Source organism: Geodermatophilus sp. SYSU D00742 (assembly GCF_054049935.1).
The window spans coordinates 91,866-112,166 of sequence record NZ_JBJGYJ010000007.1 but is presented as its reverse complement, the minus strand read 5'-3'; the positions used below and the strand labels follow the sequence as shown (position 1 = coordinate 112,166).

18 protein-coding genes and 2 tRNA genes are annotated in these 20,301 nt (G+C 74.8%); 15 read left to right on the top strand and 5 right to left on the bottom strand.

Going from position 1 to position 20,301, the window contains the following annotated elements; translation table 11 throughout:
* Positions 1-38: 38 nt before the first annotated feature.
* The 7 genes from ACI78V_RS07280 (at position 39) to galK (ending at position 6,153) form a co-directional block, all read left to right on the top strand.
* Complete coding sequence (locus tag ACI78V_RS07280) at positions 39-851, top strand: fumarylacetoacetate hydrolase family protein (RefSeq protein ID WP_456850159.1); 813 nt, start codon at positions 39-41, stop codon at positions 849-851.
* The gene (gltX, locus tag ACI78V_RS07275; protein ID WP_456850158.1) at positions 848-2,350 is read left to right on the top strand and encodes a glutamate--tRNA ligase; all 1,503 of its coding nucleotides are present in this window, start codon (positions 848-850) and stop codon (positions 2,348-2,350) included. Before ACI78V_RS07280 ends, gltX begins: the two co-directional genes overlap by 4 nt.
* A gap of 10 nt (positions 2,351-2,360) precedes the next feature.
* On the top strand, positions 2,361-3,602 hold the full coding sequence (locus ACI78V_RS07270; RefSeq protein ID WP_456850157.1) for a CPBP family intramembrane glutamic endopeptidase: 1,242 nt from the start codon (positions 2,361-2,363) through the stop codon (positions 3,600-3,602).
* A tRNA-Gln gene (locus ACI78V_RS07265) sits at positions 3,588-3,659 on the top strand. The genes ACI78V_RS07270 and ACI78V_RS07265 overlap by 15 nt, the downstream gene beginning before the upstream one ends.
* Positions 3,660-3,700: 41 nt before the next feature.
* Positions 3,701-3,773, top strand: a tRNA-Glu gene (locus ACI78V_RS07260).
* A gap of 137 nt (positions 3,774-3,910) precedes the next feature.
* The gene (gene galT / locus ACI78V_RS07255) at positions 3,911-4,999 is read left to right on the top strand and encodes a galactose-1-phosphate uridylyltransferase (protein ID WP_456850156.1); all 1,089 of its coding nucleotides are present in this window, start codon (positions 3,911-3,913) and stop codon (positions 4,997-4,999) included.
* 2 nt (positions 5,000-5,001) lie between these two features.
* Positions 5,002-6,153, top strand: coding sequence for a galactokinase (gene galK / locus ACI78V_RS07250; protein WP_456850220.1), 1,152 nt, complete (start codon positions 5,002-5,004; stop codon positions 6,151-6,153).
* A 21-nt stretch (positions 6,154-6,174) separates the two neighbouring features.
* Here galK and ACI78V_RS07245 read toward each other — a convergent pair whose 3' ends face one another.
* The gene (locus ACI78V_RS07245; protein WP_456850155.1) at positions 6,175-6,852 is read right to left on the bottom strand and encodes an IclR family transcriptional regulator; all 678 of its coding nucleotides are present in this window, start codon (positions 6,850-6,852) and stop codon (positions 6,175-6,177) included.
* 98 nt (positions 6,853-6,950) lie between these two features.
* Here ACI78V_RS07245 and leuC point away from each other — a divergent pair, with 98 nt between their 5' ends.
* On the top strand, positions 6,951-8,378 hold the full coding sequence (gene leuC, locus ACI78V_RS07240; protein ID WP_456850154.1) for a 3-isopropylmalate dehydratase large subunit: 1,428 nt from the start codon (positions 6,951-6,953) through the stop codon (positions 8,376-8,378).
* A 6-nt stretch (positions 8,379-8,384) separates the two neighbouring features.
* Positions 8,385-8,990 carry a 3-isopropylmalate dehydratase small subunit gene (gene leuD, locus ACI78V_RS07235; RefSeq protein ID WP_456850153.1) on the top strand — a complete coding sequence of 202 codons (606 nt, stop codon included), beginning with the start codon at positions 8,385-8,387 and terminating at the stop codon, positions 8,988-8,990.
* Positions 8,991-9,030: 40 nt separating this feature from the next.
* Here leuD and ACI78V_RS07230 read toward each other — a convergent pair whose 3' ends face one another.
* From ACI78V_RS07230 to cofC, 3 genes are read right to left on the bottom strand one after another with little or no spacing between them, the layout of a single operon-like run.
* Positions 9,031-9,951 (bottom strand): NUDIX hydrolase, encoded by a 921-nt coding sequence (locus tag ACI78V_RS07230; RefSeq protein ID WP_456850152.1) that lies wholly within the window; start codon positions 9,949-9,951, stop codon positions 9,031-9,033.
* Positions 9,951-12,026, bottom strand: a complete 2,076-nt coding sequence (locus tag ACI78V_RS07225) for an RNA degradosome polyphosphate kinase (RefSeq protein WP_456850151.1) — start codon at positions 12,024-12,026, stop codon at positions 9,951-9,953. The genes ACI78V_RS07230 and ACI78V_RS07225 overlap by 1 nt, the downstream gene beginning before the upstream one ends.
* Positions 12,027-12,066: 40 nt before the next feature.
* Positions 12,067-12,708 carry a 2-phospho-L-lactate guanylyltransferase gene (gene cofC, locus ACI78V_RS07220; protein ID WP_456850150.1) on the bottom strand — a complete coding sequence of 214 codons (642 nt, stop codon included), beginning with the start codon at positions 12,706-12,708 and terminating at the stop codon, positions 12,067-12,069.
* A 165-nt stretch (positions 12,709-12,873) separates the two neighbouring features.
* Here cofC and ACI78V_RS07215 point away from each other — a divergent pair, with 165 nt between their 5' ends.
* The 4 genes from ACI78V_RS07215 to ACI78V_RS07200 all read left to right on the top strand — a co-directional run bounded on the left by ACI78V_RS07215 (position 12,874) and on the right by ACI78V_RS07200 (position 17,561).
* A complete protein-coding gene (locus ACI78V_RS07215; RefSeq protein WP_456850149.1) occupies positions 12,874-13,689 on the top strand; it encodes a lysophospholipid acyltransferase family protein in 816 nt (271 codons plus the stop codon).
* Positions 13,686-14,705, top strand: a complete 1,020-nt coding sequence (locus ACI78V_RS07210) for an NAD(P)H-dependent glycerol-3-phosphate dehydrogenase (protein WP_456850148.1) — start codon at positions 13,686-13,688, stop codon at positions 14,703-14,705. The genes ACI78V_RS07215 and ACI78V_RS07210 overlap by 4 nt, the downstream gene beginning before the upstream one ends.
* Positions 14,702-15,835, top strand: a complete 1,134-nt coding sequence (locus ACI78V_RS07205) for a cystathionine gamma-lyase (protein WP_456850147.1) — start codon at positions 14,702-14,704, stop codon at positions 15,833-15,835. The genes ACI78V_RS07210 and ACI78V_RS07205 overlap by 4 nt, the downstream gene beginning before the upstream one ends.
* A gap of 67 nt (positions 15,836-15,902) precedes the next feature.
* Complete coding sequence (locus ACI78V_RS07200; protein WP_456850146.1) at positions 15,903-17,561, top strand: TIGR03767 family metallophosphoesterase; 1,659 nt, start codon at positions 15,903-15,905, stop codon at positions 17,559-17,561.
* Between the two features lie 6 nt (positions 17,562-17,567).
* Here the strand turns inward: ACI78V_RS07200 and ACI78V_RS07195 are convergent, their stop codons facing one another.
* Positions 17,568-18,389 carry a CDP-alcohol phosphatidyltransferase family protein gene (locus tag ACI78V_RS07195; RefSeq protein WP_456850145.1) on the bottom strand — a complete coding sequence of 274 codons (822 nt, stop codon included), beginning with the start codon at positions 18,387-18,389 and terminating at the stop codon, positions 17,568-17,570.
* Between the two features lie 103 nt (positions 18,390-18,492).
* Between ACI78V_RS07195 and ACI78V_RS07190 the strand changes: the two genes are divergently transcribed.
* Together ACI78V_RS07190 and ACI78V_RS07185 are read left to right on the top strand one after the other, a co-directional pair.
* A complete protein-coding gene (locus tag ACI78V_RS07190; protein ID WP_456850144.1) occupies positions 18,493-19,641 on the top strand; it encodes a D-alanine--D-alanine ligase family protein in 1,149 nt (382 codons plus the stop codon).
* On the top strand, positions 19,638-20,297 hold the full coding sequence (locus ACI78V_RS07185) for a hypothetical protein (protein ID WP_456850143.1): 660 nt from the start codon (positions 19,638-19,640) through the stop codon (positions 20,295-20,297). The genes ACI78V_RS07190 and ACI78V_RS07185 overlap by 4 nt, the downstream gene beginning before the upstream one ends.
* The last annotated feature ends 4 nt before the right edge of the window (positions 20,298-20,301 follow it).

Here is a 20,301-nt window from a genome sequence, read left to right as displayed (position 1 = left end):
GGCGAACCACGCCGGGCGGGGGTCAGTAGCCTCGACCCGTGCGCATCGTCCGTTTCGCCTCGCCCTCGGGCATGTCCTTCGGAGTCCTCGACGGGGACGGCCAGGTCGCCCAGATCGAGGGCCACCCCTTCGGCACCATCTCCTTCACCGGCCAGCGCTTCGCGCAGGCCGACGTCCGGCTGCTCTCGCCGATCCTCCCCAGCAAGGTGGTGTGCGTCGGCAAGAACTACGCCGCGCACGTCGAGGAGATGAAGACGGGGGACGCGCCCAAGGAGCCGTTGCTCTTCCTCAAGCCCTCGACGTCGGTCATCGGCCCCGGTGACGCCATCCGCATCCCGCCCGGCAGCACCAACGTCCACCACGAGGCCGAGCTCGGCGTCGTCATCGGTGCCCGCGGCGCCCGGCACGTCAGCCCGGAGCAGGCGGCGGCCAGCATCTTCGGCTACACGATCGGCAACGACGTCACCGAGCGGGACATGCAGCGCAGCGACGGGCAGTGGACCCGCGCGAAGGGGTTCGACTCCTTCTGCCCGCTGGGCCCGTGGATCGAGACCGACCTGCCCGGCCTGGGTAAGGACCCGGCCGACCTGGAGGTCACCTGCACCGTGGACGGCGAGCTGCGCCAGCAGGGCCGCACCAGCCAGCTGCTGTTCGACGTCCCGACGCTGGTCTCCTACATCTCCCAGGTGATGACCCTGCTGCCCGGCGACGTCGTGCTCACCGGTACGCCGTCGGGCGTCGGTCCGATCCAGCCGGGGCAGCGCGTGGAGGTCACCATCGAGGGCCTGGGGACGCTGGCCAACACGGTCACCGGCGCAGACGCGGCCTCCACCGCCGGCGGCGCCCGATGACGTCCCCCGCCGGCCCGCCGCCGGCGACCGGCGTCCGCACCCGATTCTGCCCGTCGCCGACGGGCATGGTGCACGTCGGCCTGCTCCGGACGGCGCTGTTCAACTGGGCGCACGCCCGGCACACCGGGGGCACGTTCGTCTTCCGCATCGAGGACACCGACGCCGCCCGCGACTCCGAGGAGTCCTACCGGCACCTGCTCGACAGCCTGCGCTGGCTGGGCCTGGACTGGGACGAGGGCCCCGAGGTGGGCGGCCCGCACGGCCCGTACCGGCAGTCGGAGCGACACGACATCTACCGGGAGGTGGCCGGCAAGCTGCTGGCCGCCGGCCACGCGTACGAGTCGTTCTCCACCAACGAGGAGGTCGACGCGCGCCGCCGCGCCGCCGGGCAGGACCCGAAGCTCGGCTACGACAACGCCGACCGGTTCCTCACCGAGGCGCAGAAGGCGGCGTTCCGGGCGGAGGGCCGCGAGCCGGTCCTGCGGCTGAAGATGCCCGACGAGGACCTCGTCTGGACCGACCTGGTGCGCGGTGAGGTGCGCTTCGCCGCCGGCTCGGTCCCCGACTTCGTCATCGTGCGGGGCAACGGGGTGCCGCTCTACCCGTTCGTGAACCCCGTCGACGACGCGCTCATGGGCATCACCGACGTCCTGCGCGGTGAGGACCTCCTGCCCTCCACCCCGCGCCAGCTGGCCCTCTACGCGGCGCTGCACGGGATCGGCGTCGCCTCGGGCACCCCCCGCTTCGGCCACCTCCCGTACGTGACCGGGGAGGGCAGCAAGAAGCTGTCCAAGCGTGACCCGCAGTCCAACGTCGACGTCTACCGGGAGCGCGGCTTCATCCCGGAGGGCTTCGCCAACTACCTGGCCCTGCTGGGCTGGTCGATCGCCGAGGACCGCGACATCTTCTCCATGGCCGAGATGGTCGAGGCCTTCGACGTCACCCGGGTCAGCGCCAACCCGGCCCGGTTCGACGTGAAGAAGGCCGAGGCGATCAACGCCACGCACCTGCGCGCCCTGCCGGTCGACGACTTCGTCGCCCGCGTCGTGCCCTTCCTCGCCCGTGCCGGGCTGGTCGGCGACCCGCTGACGCCCGAGCAGGACCGCGTGCTGCGGGCGATCGCGCCGATGGCCCAGGAGCGCATGGTCGTGCTCTCCGAGGCGGTCGGCCTGCTGGGGTTCCTGTTCGTGGACGACGTGCAGATCGAGCCGGCCGCCGCGGCGAAGCAGCTGGCCGGTCCGGAGGCCGCCGAGGTGCTCGACGCGGCGACGACCGCGCTGCGCGAGCTGCCCGACTGGAGCACCGCCGCCGTCGAGAGCGCCCTCAAGGACGCCCTGGTGGAGGGGCTGGGCCGCAAGCCCCGGCAGGCCTTCGGCCCGGTGCGGGTCGCGGTCAGCGGCCGCACGGTCTCCCCGCCGCTCTACGAGTCGATCGAGCTGCTCGGCCGCGACCGGACCCTCGCCCGCCTCGCCGCGGCGCGGGCCGCCGTTCCCGGGTGATCGGCGCCCCGTGACCACCTGGGGGCCGCCCGCAGACCCGGGCCCGGCCGACGACGAGCCCTACACCGGGCCGCCGCCGACGGGGCCCTACGGGGCGCCGCCCTACGTGCCGGGCGCGCTGCACGGGGTGCACTCGCTGCCGGCGACCGGGGCCTGGGCCGGGCCGGTGGCCTGGCCGCTGGGGCCGGTGCCGCTGCAGCCCGGGCCGCACTCCGTCCCGCCGCCCGGCCTGCGGTTCGAGCCGCCCCCGGGGACGCCGCCACACGACGTCCCGGTGCCCTACCTGCACGCCATGCGCTCCCGGGACTGGCGCTGGTGGCGGCCGCTGCTGGGCCTGCTGCTGGTCACCGTCGTCTACACCGTGGCGGCCACGATCGTGGTGCTCGCCGCGTTCGTCACCGGGGCGTTCCCCGATCTGCAGCTGCTCGACCTGGTCGACCCCGGCGTCCTGCTGATCACCAACCTGTCGCTGATCGTCGCCATCCCGATCGTGTGGCTGGCCTGGGTGGTGGCGCACGGGATGGAGCGGGGGTGGTCGTCGTCGGTCCTGGCGCGGCTGCGCTGGCGGCTGTTCCTGCCCTTCACCCTGCTGTCGCTGCCCACCCTCGGCGTGGGCATCCTCCTCACCCTGCTGCTGGGCTTCCTGCTCGAGGGCGGCGACGTCACCGGCCCGTCGTCGTCCTACCTGTGGCTGGTGCTCGTCGTCGTGCTCACCACGCCCCTGCAGTCGGCGGCCGAGGAGTACGTCTTCCGCGGCTACCTGAGCCAGGCGATCGCCGGCTGGATGAGGAACCCGCGGACCGGCGCGGTCGTCGCCGGGGTGGTCACCGCGGCGCTGTTCTCCGCCGCGCACGCCCCGCCGGACGTGTGGACCTTCCTCGACCGGTTCGCCTTCGGCCTGGCCGCCTCGGCCGTCGTGTGGCTGACCGGCGGGCTGGAGGCGGCGATCGTGTTGCACGCGGTCAACAACGTGCTGGTCTTCCTGCTGACCGGTGGGCTGGGGGAGGGCGTCACCACCGACGCGGTGCCGGCGGGTACCGGCGTGCTGGTGGTCGCCGTCGACCTGGTGGCGATGGCCGCCTACGTGGCCTTGGTGGCCCGCGCCCGGGAGCGGCTGCGGCCGGAGACGGTCACGGCGGCGCAGGACCTGCGACGACCGTCACCCCGGGGGGTGCCGGAACCGGCTCCGGCCATCGGGTATGCTCATGTCCAGCGCCGCGAGGCGCAGCACGGCCCTTGGGGTATGGGGTAATTGGCAGCCCGACGGTTTCTGGTTCCGTTAGTCTAGGTTCGAGTCCTGGTACCCCAGCGAGGAAGTCCTGTTCCTCCAGCACCACCGCAGTACCGCACGGCCCCGTCGTCTAGCGGCCCAGGACGCCGCCCTCTCACGGCGGTAGCGAGGGTTCGAATCCCTTCGGGGCTACAGCAGGGAGAGCCCCCGGCCATCCGGCCGGGGGCTCTCCCCGTCCGGGGCACCGGGTGGCCGCCGGTCCCGGCGCAGGACTAGCGTCTGGACGCCGCTCACGCACAGTGACCGGCGGCAGGAAGGCGGGAGTGCACGTGATCCGGACGAGTCGTCGGCTGGCCGACGGCCGGGAGATCCTCTACTTCGACGCGGACGGCACGGCCGCCGCACGGACGGCGGAGGACCCGCGCGACCTCCCCCCGGTGAGCACCCGCTCCCAGCTGCGGTGGGACCCCCTGCTCGGCGAGTGGGTCGTCCTGGCCTCGCACCGGCAGACCCGCACCTTCCTGCCGCCCGCCGACCTGTGTCCGCTGTGCCCGACCCGGCCCGGCCGGGAGCCGACCGAGGTCCCCGAGGCCGACTACGAGGTCGTCGTCTTCGAGAACCGCTTCCCGTCGCTGGCGACGGCGGTCGAGCTCGACGTCCCGCCCTCGGCGCCGGGGGCCCCGCTGACCGGGCTGCGGCCGGGCTTCGGCCGCTGCGAGGTGGTCGTCTTCACCAGCGAGCACGACCGCTCGTTCGCGACGCTGGACGCCGCGCGGGCGCGGCTGGTCGTCGACGTGTGGGCCGAGCGGACCGCCGAGCTGTCGGGCATCGAGGGCGTGGAGCAGGTCTACGCGTTCGAGAACTCCGGCGAGGAGATCGGGGTGACGCTGTCCCACCCGCACGGGCAGATCTACGCCTACCCGTTCGTGACCCCGCGGGTGGAGAAGGTGCTCGCCGCCGTCGGGCGGCACCGGGCGCAGACCGGCGGGGACCTCTTCGCCGACGTCCTGGCCGCCGAGCGCGCCGGGCCCCGCGTGGTGGCGGCCAACGAGCACTGGACGGCGTTCGTCCCGGCCGCGGCCCGCTGGCCCTACGAGCTGCAGCTGTTCCCGCACCGCCGGGTGCCCGACCTGCCGGCGCTCACCGAGGAGGAGCGCGACGCCCTGGCCACCCTCTACCTCGACGTCCTCGGCCGGTTCGCGCGCCGCTTCGACACCCCGATGCCCTACATCGCCTCCTGGAACCAGGCGCCGGTCACCCGCGGCCGGGACGACTGGTGGCTGCACCTGCAGCTGTTCTCCCTGCGCCGCGCCCCCGGCAAGCTCAAGTACCTCGCCGGCTCGGAGTCGGGGATGGGCGCGTTCATCAGCGACACGACGCCGGAGGACGTGGCCGGGCAGCTGCGGGACGTGCGTTGAGCGTGGTGGAGCGGGCACGGCGGGCCTTCGCCGAGGCGTTCGGCGGCGAGCCGGAGGGGGTGTGGGCCGCTCCCGGCAGGGTGAACGTCATCGGCGAGCACACCGACTACAACGAGGGTTACGTGCTCCCGGTCGCGTTGCCGCACACCACCCGTGCCGCCGTCGCCCGGCGGGACGACGGCGTGGTCGCCCTGGTCTCGCTGCAGCACCCGGGGGAGCGCGTCGAGGTGCCCGTCGCGGAGCTGGCTCCCGGCCGGCCCGGCGGCTGGGCGGGGTACCCGGCCGGTGTCGTGGACGCGCTGCGCCACCGCGTGCCCGGCGGGGTCAGCGTGCTCGTCGACGGCGACGTGCCGTCGGGCATGGGGCTGTCGTCGTCGGCCGCGCTGTCCTGCTCGGTCGCCCTGGCGCTGCGCGACCTGGCCGCGCCGGACCTGGCCGTCGCCGACCTGGTGGACGTCGCCCGGCGGGCGGAGAACGACTTCGTGGGGGCGCCCACCGGCATCCTCGACCAGTCCGCGTCACTGCTGTGCACGGCCGGCAACGCGCTGTTCCTCGACACCCGGGACCGCCGCAGCGAGCAGGTGCCGCTGGACCTCGCCGCCGCCGGGCTCGAGTTGCTGGTCGTCGACACCGGGACGACGCACGACCACGCCACCGGGGGCTACGGCGACCGGCGCCGCGAGTGCGAGCAGGCCGCTGAGCGGCTCGGGGTCGCCGCGCTGCGCGACGTCCCCGACGTGGCAGCGCTCGCCCCGCTGGACGACGGCACCGCCGAGGGGGCGGTGCTGCTGCGCCGCGCCCGGCACATCGTCACCGAGAACGCGCGGGTGCTGGAGGTCGTGGAGATCCTGCGCGGGGCGGGGGGGCCGGAGGGGATCGGCCCGGTGCTCACCGCCGGCCACGCCTCACTGCGTGACGACTTCCAGATCTCCACCGTCGAGCTCGACACCGCCGTCGCGACCGCGCTGGAGGCGGGGGCGGCCGGTGCCCGGATGGTCGGCGGCGGCTTCGGCGGCAGCGCGGTCGTGCTGGTCGACGCGGAGCGGACCGCGGGCATCGTGCGAGCGGTCTCCGGTCGTTTCGCGGCGGAGGGGTACGGCGCGCCGCGGACCTTCGCCGTCACTCCTGCTCGGGGGGCCCACCGGCTCGTCTGACACCCCACCCGGTAGGCGCTCCTACCGGGCGGCGCGGGAGATGGCGCCGGCCGCCTCGAGCACCGCGCCGACGACCTCCGGCGACGGGCGCCGGCCCAGCCGCTCGACCGGACCGGAGATGGACACCGCCCCGAGGACCCCGCCGGCGGCGTCCCGCACCGGCGCCGACAGCGACGCCACGCCCGGCTCACGCTCGGCGACGCTGTGCGCCCAGCCGCGCCGGCGGACGTCGAGCAGCGTGCGCGCGGTGAAGCTGGCCGAGGGCAGCAGCGGGGTGACCTCGTCGGCCGGGGCGAAGGCGAGCAGTGCGTGCGCGGCCGAGCCGGCGGTCATCGGCAGGCGCGACCCGACCGGCACGGTGTCCCGCAGCCCGTGGGCCCGCTCCGCGACGGCCAGGCACACCCGCGAGGCGCCGTCGCGCACGTAGAACTGCGCGCTCTCCCCGCTGGCGTCGCGCAGCGTCACCAGGTGCCGGCCGGCGATCTCGGCGAGGTCGGCGGTGCCGCGGCCCAGCTCGGCCAGCCCCGGTCCGGGCGCCCACGCCCCGACCGCGGTGCGGCGGACCAGGCGGTGGCCCTCCAGCGCGACGGCCAGCCGGTGGGCGGTCGCCCGGGGCAGGCCGGTGCGCTCGACCAGCTCGGCGAGCGTCGCGGGCTCGGCCGCGACGGCGCGGAGGATGGCCACTGCTTTGTCCAGCACGGCAACGGGGTTAGGCTGTCCCACACAGCAATACTCGCATCCCATATCATGGGATGGCCAGCTGGCCGCAGCGAGACCGCACCCAGGAGGGACCAGCCGTGCCGAAGACCCTGGCGGAGAAGGTCTACGACGCCCACGTCGTGCGCAGCGCCGCGGGCGAGCCGGACCTGCTCTTCATCGACCTGCACCTCGTGCACGAGGTCACCAGCCCCCAGGCCTTCGACGGTCTCCGGGCGGCCGGCCGCACGGTGCGCCGTCCGGACCTCACGATGGCCACCGAGGACCACAACGTCCCGACGCTGGACATCCTGAAGCCGATCGCGGACCCGGTCAGCCGGGCGCAGGTCGAGGCGCTGCGCCGCAACGCCGAGGAGTTCGGCATCCGGCTGGCCCCCATGGGCGACCGCGACCAGGGGATCGTGCACGTCATCGGCCCGCAGCTCGGGCTGACCCAGCCGGGCATGACCATCGTGTGCGGCGACAGCCACACCTCCACCCACGGGGCGTTCGGCGCGCTGGCCTTCGGCATCGGCACCAGCGAGGTCGAGCACGTGCTCGCCACCCAGACCCTGCCGCAGTACCGCCCCAAGCAGATGGCGGTCACCGTCGACGGCGAGCTGCCCCCCGGCGTCTCGGCGAAGGACGTCATCCTCGCCGTCATCGCCCGGATCGGCACCGGCGGCGGCCAGGGCCACGTCATCGAGTACCGCGGCAGCGCCATCGAGAAGCTGTCGATGGAGGCCCGGATGACGATCTGCAACATGTCGATCGAGGCCGGCGCCAAGGCGGGCCTGATCGCCCCCGACCAGACCACCTTCGACTTCCTGCAGGGCCGCCCGCACGCCCCGCAGGGCGCCGACTGGGACGCCGCGGTCGAGTACTGGGAGACGCTGCGCACCGACGAGGGGGCGGTGTTCGACCGCGAGGTGCACATCGACGCGGCGTCCCTGACCCCGTTCGTCACCTGGGGCACCAACCCCGGGCAGGGCCTGCCGATCTCGGCCAGCGTGCCCGACCCGGCGCAGATCGCCGACGAGAACGACCGCCGCGACGCCGAGGGCGCGCTGGCCTACATGGGCCTGACGCCGGGCACGCCGCTGCGGGAGATCGAGGTCGACACCGTCTTCCTCGGCTCCTGCACCAACGGCCGCATCGAGGACCTGCGGGTCGCCGCCGAGCTGCTGCGCGGCCGGCACATCGACCCCGACACCCGGATGCTCGTCGTCCCCGGGTCGGTGGCGGTCAAGGCGCAGGCCGAGGCCGAGGGCCTGGACCAGGTCTTCACCGAGGCCGGCGCCGAGTGGCGCGGCGCGGGCTGCTCGATGTGCCTGGGCATGAACCCCGACCAGCTCAAGCCGGGGGAGCGCTCGGCCTCGACGAGCAACCGCAACTTCCAGGGCCGGCAGGGCAAGGGCGGGCGCACCCACCTGGTGAGCCCGGCCGTCGCCGCGGCCACCGCGCTGACCGGCAAGCTCACCGCCCCCGCGGATCTGGAGTCCGCCGACCTCACGACGGCTGGAGTCTGATCGGCGATGGACGCCTTCACCACGCACACCGGCACCGCGGCCCCGCTGCGGCGGACCAACGTCGACACCGACCAGATCATCCCGGCCGAGTACCTCAAGCGGATCACCCGCACCGGCTTCGAGGACGGCCTGTTCGTCGCCTGGCGCACCAACGAGCCGGACTTCGTGCTCAACAAGCCGGAGTACGCGAACGCCTCGATCCTGGTCGCCGGCCCGGACTTCGGCACCGGCTCGTCCCGCGAGCACGCCGTCTGGGCGCTCATGGACGGCGGGTTCCGGGTCGTCATCAGCTCCCGGTTCGCCGACATCTTCCGCAACAACTCGACCAAGGCCGGGCTGCTCACCGTGCTGCTGCCGCAGGCCGACGTCGAGGCGCTGTGGACGGCGGTCGAGGCCGATCCCACCACCGAGGTGACCGTCGACCTGCAGGCCAAGGAGGTCCGCTACGGCTCGGTCACGGTGCCGTTCGAGATCGACGACTACACCCGCTGGCGGCTGCTGGAGGGCCTCGACGACGTCGGCCTCACCGAGCGGCACCTGGCCGACATCGAGGCCTACGAGGCCGGGCGTCAGCCCTGGCTGCCCACGGCGCTACCCGCTCTCCCCGGCTGAGCCCTCCCCGCCGAGGGGCAGGGAGGGCCCTCCCTGCCCCTCAGCGCGGGAAGCCGTCGTCGTCGGAGTCGGGCTCGAACGAGCGGTAGTAGTCCGCCGCCAGCGCGCCCGGCCGGCCGCCGAGGACCCACACGCTGCCCTTGGCCGCCGGTGGCCACAGCGCCCCGGCCACCCCCGCCCAGCGCACCCCCAGGCTCATCAGCACCGACGGGATCGCCCCGCCCTGGCTGCAGACCACCGTCACGCCGGGGGTCTCCCGCGGCTCGAGCAGCTGCTCGACGACGGCCAGCCCCGCCCGCGGGTCGGCGTCGTACTCCTCCTCGCCGAGCTCGGGCAGGTCCTCGACCGCCAGCCCCAGGTGCTCGGCCAGCGGCTCCACGGTCTGCCGGCAGCGGGCGCGGCGGGCGCTGAGGACCGCCGTCGGGGCGAACAGCGGCAGCACCTCGGCCAGCCGGCGCGCCTGCCGCCGGCCCTTGCCGTCCAGCGGCCGCTCGTCGTCGGGGCCGTCCCAGGCGGACTTGTCCCCGGCCCGCCCGTGCCGCACCAGCAGCAGGGTCGGCTCCCGCGGGACGCCGGTCCGCGCGAGGTCGGCCAGGACCGCCCGGTCGGCCTCGTGGCTGACCAGCGCCCCGGCCTCCTCCAACGGCAGCCAGCGCAGCGCGTCCACCTCGTCGTTGGCGGCGAACTCCCCGCCGACCACCCGCATCAGCCAGTAGTCGACCCTCTTGGCTCCCTCGGCGACCTCGTACTCGGTGCGCACGCTGCGCCGGCCGGCGACGACGGCCAGTCCGGTCTCCTCGACGACCTCCCGGACGGCGGCGGTCAGGGCGTGCTCACCGGCGGCGAGCTTGCCCTTGGGCAGCGACCAGTCGTCGTACCGCGGACGGTGCACCACCGCCGTCTCGATGCCGCCGTCGTCGGCCGGCCGCCACAGCGCCCCGCCCGCGGCGCGGACGACCATCAGGAGTCCCCGTTGGCGTGCGCGGCGGCCAGCGCCATGAGCCCGGCCTGGTAGTCCCTGCCCTCCCGGCGGGTCCAGGCGGCGTCGGGGCCGAGTTCCCAGCAGCGCACGTCGTCGGCCATCGCCTGGTCGAACACGTTCTCCAGCAGGCGCTGCGCCGGCTCGTCGCACACCTGCAGCAGCACCTCCACGCGGCGGTCGAGGTTGCGGTGCATCAGGTCGGCGCTGCCGATCCACCACTCGCCCTCGCCGCCGTTGCGGAAGTGCATGACCCGCGAGTGCTCGAGGAAGCGGCCGACGATGGAGCGCACCCGGATGTTCTCCGACAGCCCCGGCACCCCCGGCCGCAGCGAGCAGATGCCGCGGACGAACAGCTCCACCGGGACCCCCGCGATCGAGGCCTCGTAGAGGGCGTCGACGATCCGCTCGTCGACCAGCGAGTTCATCTTGAACCGGATGCCGGCCGGGCGGCCCTCGGCGGCGTTGCGCGCCTCCCGGCGGATCTTCTCGATCAGGCCGGCGCGCACCCCGTGCGGCGCGACCATCAGCCGGCGGTAGGTCGTCTGCCGCGAGTAGCCGGTGAGGGTGTTGAACAGGTCGGTGAGATCGGCACCCACGCGCGGGTCGGCCGTGAGGATGCCGAGGTCCTCGTAGGTGCGCGCGGTCTTCGGGTTGTAGTTGCCGGTGCCGATGTGGCAGTACCGGCGGATCACGCCGCCCTCCCGGCGCACGACCAGCGCCGTCTTGCAGTGGGTCTTCAGGCCCACCAGCCCGTAGACGACGTGACAGCCGGCCCGCTCCAGCGAGCGGGCCCAGGTGATGTTGGCCTCCTCGTCGAACCGGGCCTTGATCTCCACCAGCACGACGACCTGCTTGCCCGCCTCGGCCGCCTCGATGAGGGCGGTGACGATGGGGGAGTCCCCGGAGGTGCGGTACAGCGTCTGCTTGATCGCCAGCACGTCCGGGTCGGCGGCGGCCTGCTCGATGAACCGCTGCACGCTGGTGGCGAACGAGTGGTACGGGTGGTGCACCAGGACGTCGCCCTCGCGCAGCGTGGCGAAGACGCTCTTCGGGGTCTCGCCCTCGGACAACCGCGGGTGGGTCGCCGGCACGAACGGCTCGTCCTTGAGCTCGGGCCGGTCCAGGTCGTAGAGCGCCCACAGCGCGGCGAGGTCGAGCAGGCCGGGGACGTGGACGACGTCCTCCTTGTCGACCTCCAGCTCGTTGATGAGCACCTGCAGGATCCGCGGGTCCATCGACGAGGCCACCTCCAGCCGCACCGCCGGGCCGAACCGGCGGCGGGCCAGCTCGCGCTCCAGCGCCTGCAGGAGGTCCTCGTCGCGGTCCTCCTCCACCTCGAGGTCGGCGTTGCGGGTGACGCGGAACAGGTGGTGGTCGAGGACGTCCAGGCCGGGGAACAACTGCGGCAGGTGGGCGGCGATGAGGTCCTCGAGCGGGAGGAAGGTCGCCTCGGACGTCGGGTCGGCCGACCACACCGGCACGAACCGCGGCACGTTGTTGGGCACCTTGAGACGCGCGAAGCGGGGGGCCCCGGTCTCGGGGTCGCGCACCGAGACGGCGAGGTTGAGCGAGAGCCCGCTGATGTAGGGGAACGGGTGCGCGGGGTCGACCGCCAGCGGGGTGAGCACCGGGAACACCTGGTCGCGGAAGTAGTCGCGCAGCCGCTTGGCCTCGGTCTCGGCCAGCTCGCCCCAGTGCACGACCCGGATCCCGGCCTGCTCGAGCCGCGGGGTGATGTCCTTGGTGAAGACGTCGCCGTGCCGGTGCACCAGTTCCCGGGTGCGCTCGGTGACGCGGGCGAGCTGCTCCCGGATGGTCAGCCCGTCGGGCGAGCGCACGGTGAGCCCCGTGCTCTGCCGGCGCTTGAGCCCGGCGATGCGCACCATGTAGAACTCGTCGAGGTTGCTGGCGAAGATCGCCAGGAACTTCACCCGCTCCAGCAGCGGGAGGGTCTCGTCCTCGGCCAGTTCCAGCACCCTGGAGTTGAAGTCCAGCCAGGACAGCTCGCGATTCAGGAACCGGTCGGCCGGCAGTGCGGGTCGGGGATTCGCCACGTGGCCATCGTGCCGTAGGCCGGTGAACGGCGGGTGACGCTCACCGGGGTCCGAGGACGCCCTCCGCGACCAGCGCCGACGTGTGTCGCCCCACGCCCAGGGCCAGGGCCGCGCGCAGGTCGTCGGCGGTGTCCACGTCCCGGCACAGCCCCGGCCAGGAGCCGGTCAGCTCGACCGCGCCACCGTCCCGGTGCCGGACCGCCGACCCGGCCCCGAACGCGGGCGCGAGGTCGACGCCGGCCGCGGTCAGCAGCGTCGTCCCGGTGCCCTGGGCGTCGGCGACGAAGCACCGTGGCGCCGTCCCGGCCGCGGTCAGGGCGGCGGTGAGCTCCTCGGGACGCAGCGCGGGCAGGTCGGAGGAGAGCGCCGCGACGGCCCGGGCGCCGGTGGCGCGGGCGCCGTGGGCCAGGGCCGGGTTCAGTCCGCGGTCGGGTGCGTCGGGGACGGTCCGGGCCCCCAGGGAGGTGACGACCCCCGCGGCGTCGGGGTCGTCGGTGACCACCAGGACGTCGGTGACCGCGGCCGAGGCCAGCGCGGCCGCGACGGTGTCGGCGAGCAGGGCCAGCACCAGGCGGGCGTGCGCGGTGCCCGGCGGCCCGTCGGGGCCGCCGGTGAGGGGCGTCAGCCGCGTCTTGGCGACGGCGAGCCGTTTCGCCGGGACGACGACCGACCAGGGGGACACGGCTCCATGTGAGCACACCGGGCGGCGCCGGGAGCAGCCCGGCCTGGGTCCTGCCGGGGGCCTGCCGGGACCCCGGTGGAGCGCCGGGGCGGGCGCAGGCCCGATCATGGACGCAGATCACATCCGGCGCGGCAGGAGCGCGGGAGCAGCAGGAGGGAGTCGCCGGTGAGCCACGACCGGTCCCCGGAGGCCGGGCTCGCGGGCCGACCCGGACGAGCGCCGTCCCGGTGGCGTACCCGGAAGCCGCTCCCGCCGGCCCTCTGGCTGTGCGTCGTCGTCGTGTACCCGGTGTCCTCGCTGCTGTTCCGGCTGCGCTACCGCCACCCCGAGCGCTTCCCGCGCACCGGGCCGGTGCTGGTCGTGGCCAACCACGTGTCGGTCCTCGACCCCCTGGCGTGCGCGCGGCTGGTGTGGGACTGCGGCCGGGTGCCGCACTTCCTGGCCAAGGCGTCGGTGTTCAAGGGGCTCGCCGGGCCGATCCTGCGCGCCGCCGGCCAGATCCCGGTGGCCCGGGGCTCGGCCGACGCGCGCTCGTCGCTCGCGGCCGCCGAGGCCGACCTCGCCGCCGGCAACGTCGTCGTGATCTACCCGGAGGGCTCGGTCACCCGGGACCCGGGCTGGTGGCCGATGGAGGCCCGCACGGGGGTCGCCCGGCTGGCGCTGAGCACCGACGCGGTCGTGCTGCCGGTGGCGCAGTGGGGCCCGCAGCGGCTGCACGACTACCACGCCAAGAAGCTGCACCCACGGCTGCGCGTGCCGGCCGAGTACCTGATCGGGGAGCCGGTGGACCTCACGGACCTGCGGGCCGAGGTGCGCGCCGGCCGGCCGTTGACGGGGGAGCTGCTGCGCGAGGTGACCGACCGGATGATGGGCGCCGTCCGCGACCAGCTGGCCGAGGTGCGCGGGGAACCGGCTCCGGCGTCCTTCGCCCCCCGCCCCCGGCACACCCTGCCCGGCGACCTGCCGGGGAGCGCGGCGTGAGCGGGATCGTGCCGGAGCACGGCACCCGCGCCGCGGTGCTGGGCGCCGGCTCGTGGGGCACCACCTTCGCCAAGGTGCTGGCCGACGCCGGCTGCGCGGTCACCCTGCACGCCCGGCGTGCCGAGCTCGCCCGGGCGATCAGCGAGACGCGGGAGAACCCCGACTACCTGCCCGGCATCGCGCTGCCGGACCGGCTGCGGGCCACCACCGACCCCGCCGAGGCGCTGCAGGGCGCGGAGATCGTCGTCCTCGCCGTCCCGTCGCAGTCGCTGCGGGACAACCTCACCGAGTGGGCGCCGCTGCTGCCCGGCGACGCGGTGCTGCTGTCGCTGATGAAGGGCATCGAGCTCGGCAGCACCAAGCGGATGAGCCAGGTGATCTGCGAGATCACCGGGGCCGGCGCCGAGCGCGTGGCGGCGCTGTCGGGCCCGAACCTGGCGCGGGAGATCGCCGAGGAGCAGCCTGCCGCGACCGTCATCGCCTGCACCGACCAGGAGCGGGCGGCGCAGGTGCAGGCCGCCTGCCACACCCCGTACTTCCGGCCGTACACCAACCGGGACCTCGTGGGCTGCGAGCTCGGCGGCGCGGTGAAGAACGTCATCGCGCTGGCCTGCGGCATCACCGAGGGCATGGGTTTCGGCGACAACACCCGGGCCTCGCTGATCACCCGTGGGCTGGCCGAGACCGCCCGGCTGGGGATGGCCCTCGGTGCGGAGCTGACCACCTTCGCCGGCCTGGCCGGCCTCGGTGACCTGGTGGCCACCTGCAGCTCGCCGCTGTCGCGCAACCGCACCTTCGGGGAGAAGCTCGGTCGCGGCATGACCCTGGAGGAGGTCCAGCAGACCACCCGGCAGGTCGCCGAGGGGGTCAAGAGCTGCCGGCCGGTGCTGGACCTCGCCCGTGCGCACGGGGTGGACATGCCGCTGACCGAGGCCGTCGTCCGGGTCTGTCACGAGGGCGTGCCGGCCGCGCAGATGGTGAAGGAGATCATGTCGAGGGAGGCGAAGCCCGAGTGAGCGACCACTCCTGGGGCGACGGCACCCGGTCGGTGCGGGCGGGGGAGCCGGCGCCCGTGCCGGGCGCCCCGCTGCGGCCCTCCCCGGTCTTCGCCGCGCCCTACCACCTGGGTGACCAGCCACCCCGCGCCGGCGGCGCCGACGCCTACGCCCGCACCGAGCACCCGACGCTGCGGGTGTTCGAGGACGCCGTCGGGGAGCTCGACGGCGGCCGCTGCCTGTCCTTCGCCACCGGCATGGCCGCGATCAGCGCGGCGGTGCTGGCCACCGCCCGCGCCGGCGACCGCGTCGTGCTGCCCTCGGACGGCTACTACGCGACCCGGATGCTGGCCCGCGAGGAGCTGGAGCGCTTCGGCGTCCGGGTCGAGTACGTGGCCACGCCGGAGATCGAGGAGGTCGCCGCCCGGGGCGACCTGGACGGCGCCCGGCTGGTGCTGCTGGAGACCCCGAGCAACCCGCAGCTGGACGTCTGCGACATCGCCGCGGTGGCCCGTGCCACCCGGGCGGCCGGCGCGCTGCTCGCCGTCGACAACACCACCGCGACCCCGCTGGGGCAGCGGCCCCTGGCCCTCGGCGCCGACCTCACCGTGGGCAGCGACACCAAGGCGCTCACCGGCCACAGCGACCTGCTGCTCGGGCACGTCAGCACCACCGATGCCGAGCTGTACGCCCGCATGAAGGCCTTCCGCGACCACACCGGCGGCACGCCGGGGCCGTTCGAGGCGTGGCTCGGGCACCGCTCGATGAGCACGCTCGACCTGCGGCTGGCCCGTCAGGCGCGGAACGCCGCGGCCGTCGCGGACCTCCTCGCGGCATCGCCCGCGGTGAGCGGCGTGCGCTGGCCGTGGCGGACCGGGGACCCGTCCCACGAGCTGGCCACCCGGCAGATGCTGCGCCCCAACGGGGTGGTCTCCGCCGAGCTGGTCGACGAGGCGGCGGTGGGCCGCCTGCTGGCCGCCACCCGGCTGTGGACGGCCGCGACCAGCTTCGGCGGGGTGCACAGCACGATCGACCGGCGGGCGCAGTGGGGCGGCGACGCGGTCCCGGCCGGCTTCGTGCGGCTCTCCTGCGGCATCGAGGACACCGCCGACCTCACCGCCGACCTCGCCGCCGCGCTCGAGGCGCTGTGATGCCGCGTTCGGCCGCCGGGGGCACGGGGCACCCCGACACCGTGCTCGAGTCGACGACCGTCCCTGCATGAGCCGCACGACCCTCGAGCGCGTCCTGGGCGCGGGCCCCGTGCTGCGGCGCGGCCGGGACACCGACTACCTCGGTCTGGCCTGGCACCCGGGCGAACCGCACCGGACCCGTCGTGAGCTCGTCGGCTCCACCTGGCAGCGCCCGCGCACCGGCGTCCGGCCGGTGGCGTGCCTGGCCCACGTCACCGACATGCAGCTGGCCGACGTCTGCTCCCCGGCCCGCTTCGAGTTCTTCAACGGCCACTTCACCGATCCGCGGATGCGTGCCCTCGTGCCGATGCACCGGCCGCAGGAGGCGATCACCGCGCACGCGATCGACGCGCTGGTCCGCACGCTCAACGGGCTCTCCGGCGGGCCGCGCACCGGACACCCGGTGCAGGTGGTGGTCACCACCGGCGACGCCATCGACAACGCCCAGTGGAACGAGCTCGGGCTGCTCCTGGACATCCTGGGCGGCGGGCCGGTGTGGCCCGGGGCGGGGCTGACCGCCTACGACGGTGTGCAGGCCTCGGGCTGGCCGCACGACCTGTTCTGGCGCCCGGAGTGCGACGGCGGGGGAGAGCCGGACCTGTACCGGTCGCGGCACGGCTTCCCCGACCGTCCGGGCCTGCTGGCCGCCGCGTTCGCGTCCTTCCGGGCGGAGGGGCTGCGGCTGCCGTGGCTGGGCTGCCACGGCAACCACGAGGCGCTGATCCAGGGCGTGGGGGTGCCCACGCCGGCGCTGCAGGGCCTCCTGCTCGCCGACCGCAAGCCCGTCGAGTTCGCCTCCGACGTGCCGCTGGACGACGCGCTGCGGCTGTTCACGCACTCCTCGGAGGTGTTCACGACCGCCGGCGCACGCACCGTCACGCCCCTGGCCGCGCGGCGGTTCATCGACCGCGGGGACTTCGTCGCCGCCCACCTCGCCGACGGCGGGGAGCCGGCCGGTCACGGGTTCACCGAGGCCAACCTCCGGGACGGGACGGCGTACTACGCCTGGGACGGGCTGCCCGGCATCCGGGTCGTCTGCCTGGACACCACCCGGGTCACCGGCGGCGGCGACGGCTCGATCGACGCCGTCCAGGGCCGCTGGCTGGCCGAGCGGCTGCGCGAGGTCTCCTCGGTGGTCGTGGAGGCCGACGGCACGCGGGTCGCGACCGGCAACGAGGACCGGCTGGTCGTCGTCATCTCCCACCACGGCTTCTCCACGCTGACGCGGGAGGACCCGCTGCACCCGCGGCCCGGCGCGGGGGCCGACGTCCTCGGGGGGCCCGACCTGGTCGCGCTGCTGCACCGGTTCCCCAACGTCGTCCTGTGGCTCAACGGGCACACCCACGTCAGCGAGGTGCGGCCGTGGGCGCACCCGGAGGAGGCCGGCCGCGGCTTCTGGGAGGTCACCACCTGCGCGGTCGTCGACTGGCCGGGGCAGGCGCGGCTGGTGGAGTTCGTCGACAACGGCGACGGCACGTTGTCGCTGGTCTGCACGATGGTCGACCACGACAGCCCGGCCCGGCCGCCGGACCCGCTCGACCCCGCGGCGCGCCAGCCGGCAGCACTGGCCTCGCTGCACCGTGAGCTGTCGGCCAACGTGCCGTGGGCCGGGCTCTCCTCCGGCCTGGCCGGCCGGCCCCAGGACCGCAACGTGGAGCTGGTGCTGCGCTCGCCCCTGCTGCGCTGACCGCGGTCAGGCGACGGGGCTCAGGCCCGCGGCACGGTCGTCGCGGCGCCGGCGGTGGGCCGCGCGCGCGGTCAGCCAGCCGCTGACGCCCAGGTAGTAGACGAGGTACGTCAGCGACAGGACGACGACCACCGGGTGCGGGTCGGGCACCTGCAGCAGCAGGACGGCGTAGGAGACCAGCCAGACCGCCGTCAGCACCAGGCTCAGCCCCTGCAGCGCGGTGGTCCGGGACGGGTAGAGGTAGCGGACGGGGACGAACACGAGCACCGCGAACACCACCACGAAGGCGGTCGTGACCCAGGGGGCGGCGTCGAGCACGATCGCGTAGAACGCCACCACGTTCCAGTAACTGGGGAAGCCGAGGAAGGTGTGGTCGTCGGTCTTCGCGTCGACCCGGCAGAACTGGTAGCTCGACGCCAGCAGCGGCAGCGCGGCCACCACCCAGCCGAGGGCCCCGCCCGGCAGCGAGCCGGTGGTCCACAGCAGGACGACCGGCGCGAAGACGTAGGTCAGGTAGTCGACGATGTCGTCCAGCCGGGCCCCGTCGAACCAGGGGATCGTCTCCTTGACCCGCATCCGGCGCGCCAGCATCCCGTCCGTGCCGTCGATCACCAGGGCGGCCAGGCCCAGCCACAGCGCGGTGACCGCGTCCCCGTCGAAGGCGGCCAGCACGATCAGCAGCGCCAGCACGGTGCCGCTGGCGGTGTAGAGGTGCACCGCGGCGCCGGCCAGCCGCAGCGCCCGCGGGTGGGAGCGGGACGGCCCGCCGGCGCCGGTCGTCGTCCCGGGCAGGTCCCCGCCGGAGGCGGCAGCCACGTTCTCGCGCATCGTGCGTCGAGGCTCCCACACCACCCGCCCACCAGCTCCGTGGCGCGCGTGGTCCCGCCGGTCGCCGGGGCGGAGGTGGGGCGCTCCACTAGTGTCGGCCGCGATGAGCGGACAGGCAGGCAAGCTGCGGGTCGGGGTCGTCTTCGGCGGCCGCAGCGCGGAACACCCCATCTCCTGCGTCTCCGCCGGGAGCGTCCTCGCGGCGCTGGACCCCGACCGGTACGACGTGGTCCCCGTCGGCATCACCCGGGACGGCGGGTGGGTGCTGCCCGACCCCTCGCTGCGGCTGACGATCGTCGACGGTGTGCTGCCGGAGGTCACCGGTGGGACGGCGGTGACCCTGGTGGGCGACCCCGCCGGCCGGGGCCTGGTGCGGCTGGACGGCGAGGGCGCACGGATCGAGCTGGACGTCGTCTTCCCGGTGCTGCACGGCGCCTACGGCGAGGACGGCACCATCCAGGGCCTGCTGGAGATGAGCGGCCTGCCCTACGTGGGGTCCGGCGTCTTCGCCAGCGCCGCCTCGATGGACAAGGAGTTCACCAAGAAGCTGCTCGCCGCCGCCGGGCTGCCGCAGGGCGACCACGTGGTGCTCCGCGACGCCGCCGGTGCGCTGTCGGCCGACCCCGCGCTGCTCGACGACGCCGCCCGCGAGCGGCTGGGCCTGCCGGTGTTCGTGAAGCCGTCCCGGGCCGGCTCCAGCATCGGGATCAGCCGGGTCACCGACTGGGCGCAGTTCCCCGAGGCGGTGGCCACCGCGGCGGCGGTCGACGCGAAGGTGGTCGTCGAGGCCGCCGTCCCCGGCCGGGAGATCGAGTGCGGCGTCCTGGCCGGCCCCGACGGCGGGCCGCCCGAGGCCAGCCTCCCGGCCGAGATCCGGTTGCGCCCGGGCACCGACTGGTACGACTTCACCGCCAAGTACCTGGCCGACGCCGCCGAGTTCGACGTCCCGGCCGACCTGACCCCGGAGCAGACCCGCGCGGTGCAGGCGGCGGCCTGCCGGGCCTACCTGGCGATGGACTGCCAGGGCCTGGCCCGGGTCGACTTCTTCCTCGGCGAGGGCCCCGACGGCGCCGAGCGGCTGGTCATCAACGAGGTGAACACGATGCCGGGGTTCACCCCCATCTCGATGTTCCCGCGGATGTGGGCGGCGACCGGCGTGGACTTCGCCGGGCTGGTGGACCGGCTGGTCGAGGCGGCGCTGGTCGCCGCCCGCCCGGCGGCCCCGGCGCTGGACGGCGGCGCGCGGGCGTGACCCCGCCGGTGCCGGCCCGGCTCGGGGGGACGGCGCTGCTGCTCGGGCTGGTGCCCGCTGCCCTCACCGGGTGCACCACGACCGTCGAGGGCGCGGCCAACGCGGCACCCGCCGACCCCACCCCGGCCAGCCCGGAGGAGCTGGAGGAGCTCGTCGTCGCGACGGTGCCCTCGGGGCTGCCGCGGGTGCCCGACGAGGACCTCTCACCGCCCGCCGGCGAGAAGTCGGCCCACGACGTCGCCGCCTACTCCCTCGACCCGGGCCGGGAGGCCGAGGTGCTCGAGGAGTACGGGTACCGGTACGGCTGGGAGCGCTTCTGGAGCTCCGGGAGTGGACCGGTGACCAGCGTGTTCGTCGACCAGTTCGAGACCCGCGCCGGCGCGGGCGGGTACGCGCGGGACCTCGCCGAGAACGAGGCGGCCCTCTACGGCACCGTGCTGCGCGAGGACCCGCCCCACCTGCCCGGCGGCTGCCGGCTGCTGACGGTGGACGAGGCCGACCCGGCCACGGGGCTGCCCGGGCCCGCGGTGTCCGCCTGGTGCGGGCACGGGGTCTTCAGCGTCGGCGTGAGCGCGGTCGCGGAGTCGGTGACGGCCGCCACCGACGAGGTGCACGCCGTGCTGGCCGACCAGCTGGAGCGCCTCCCGCCGTCCTGACCGG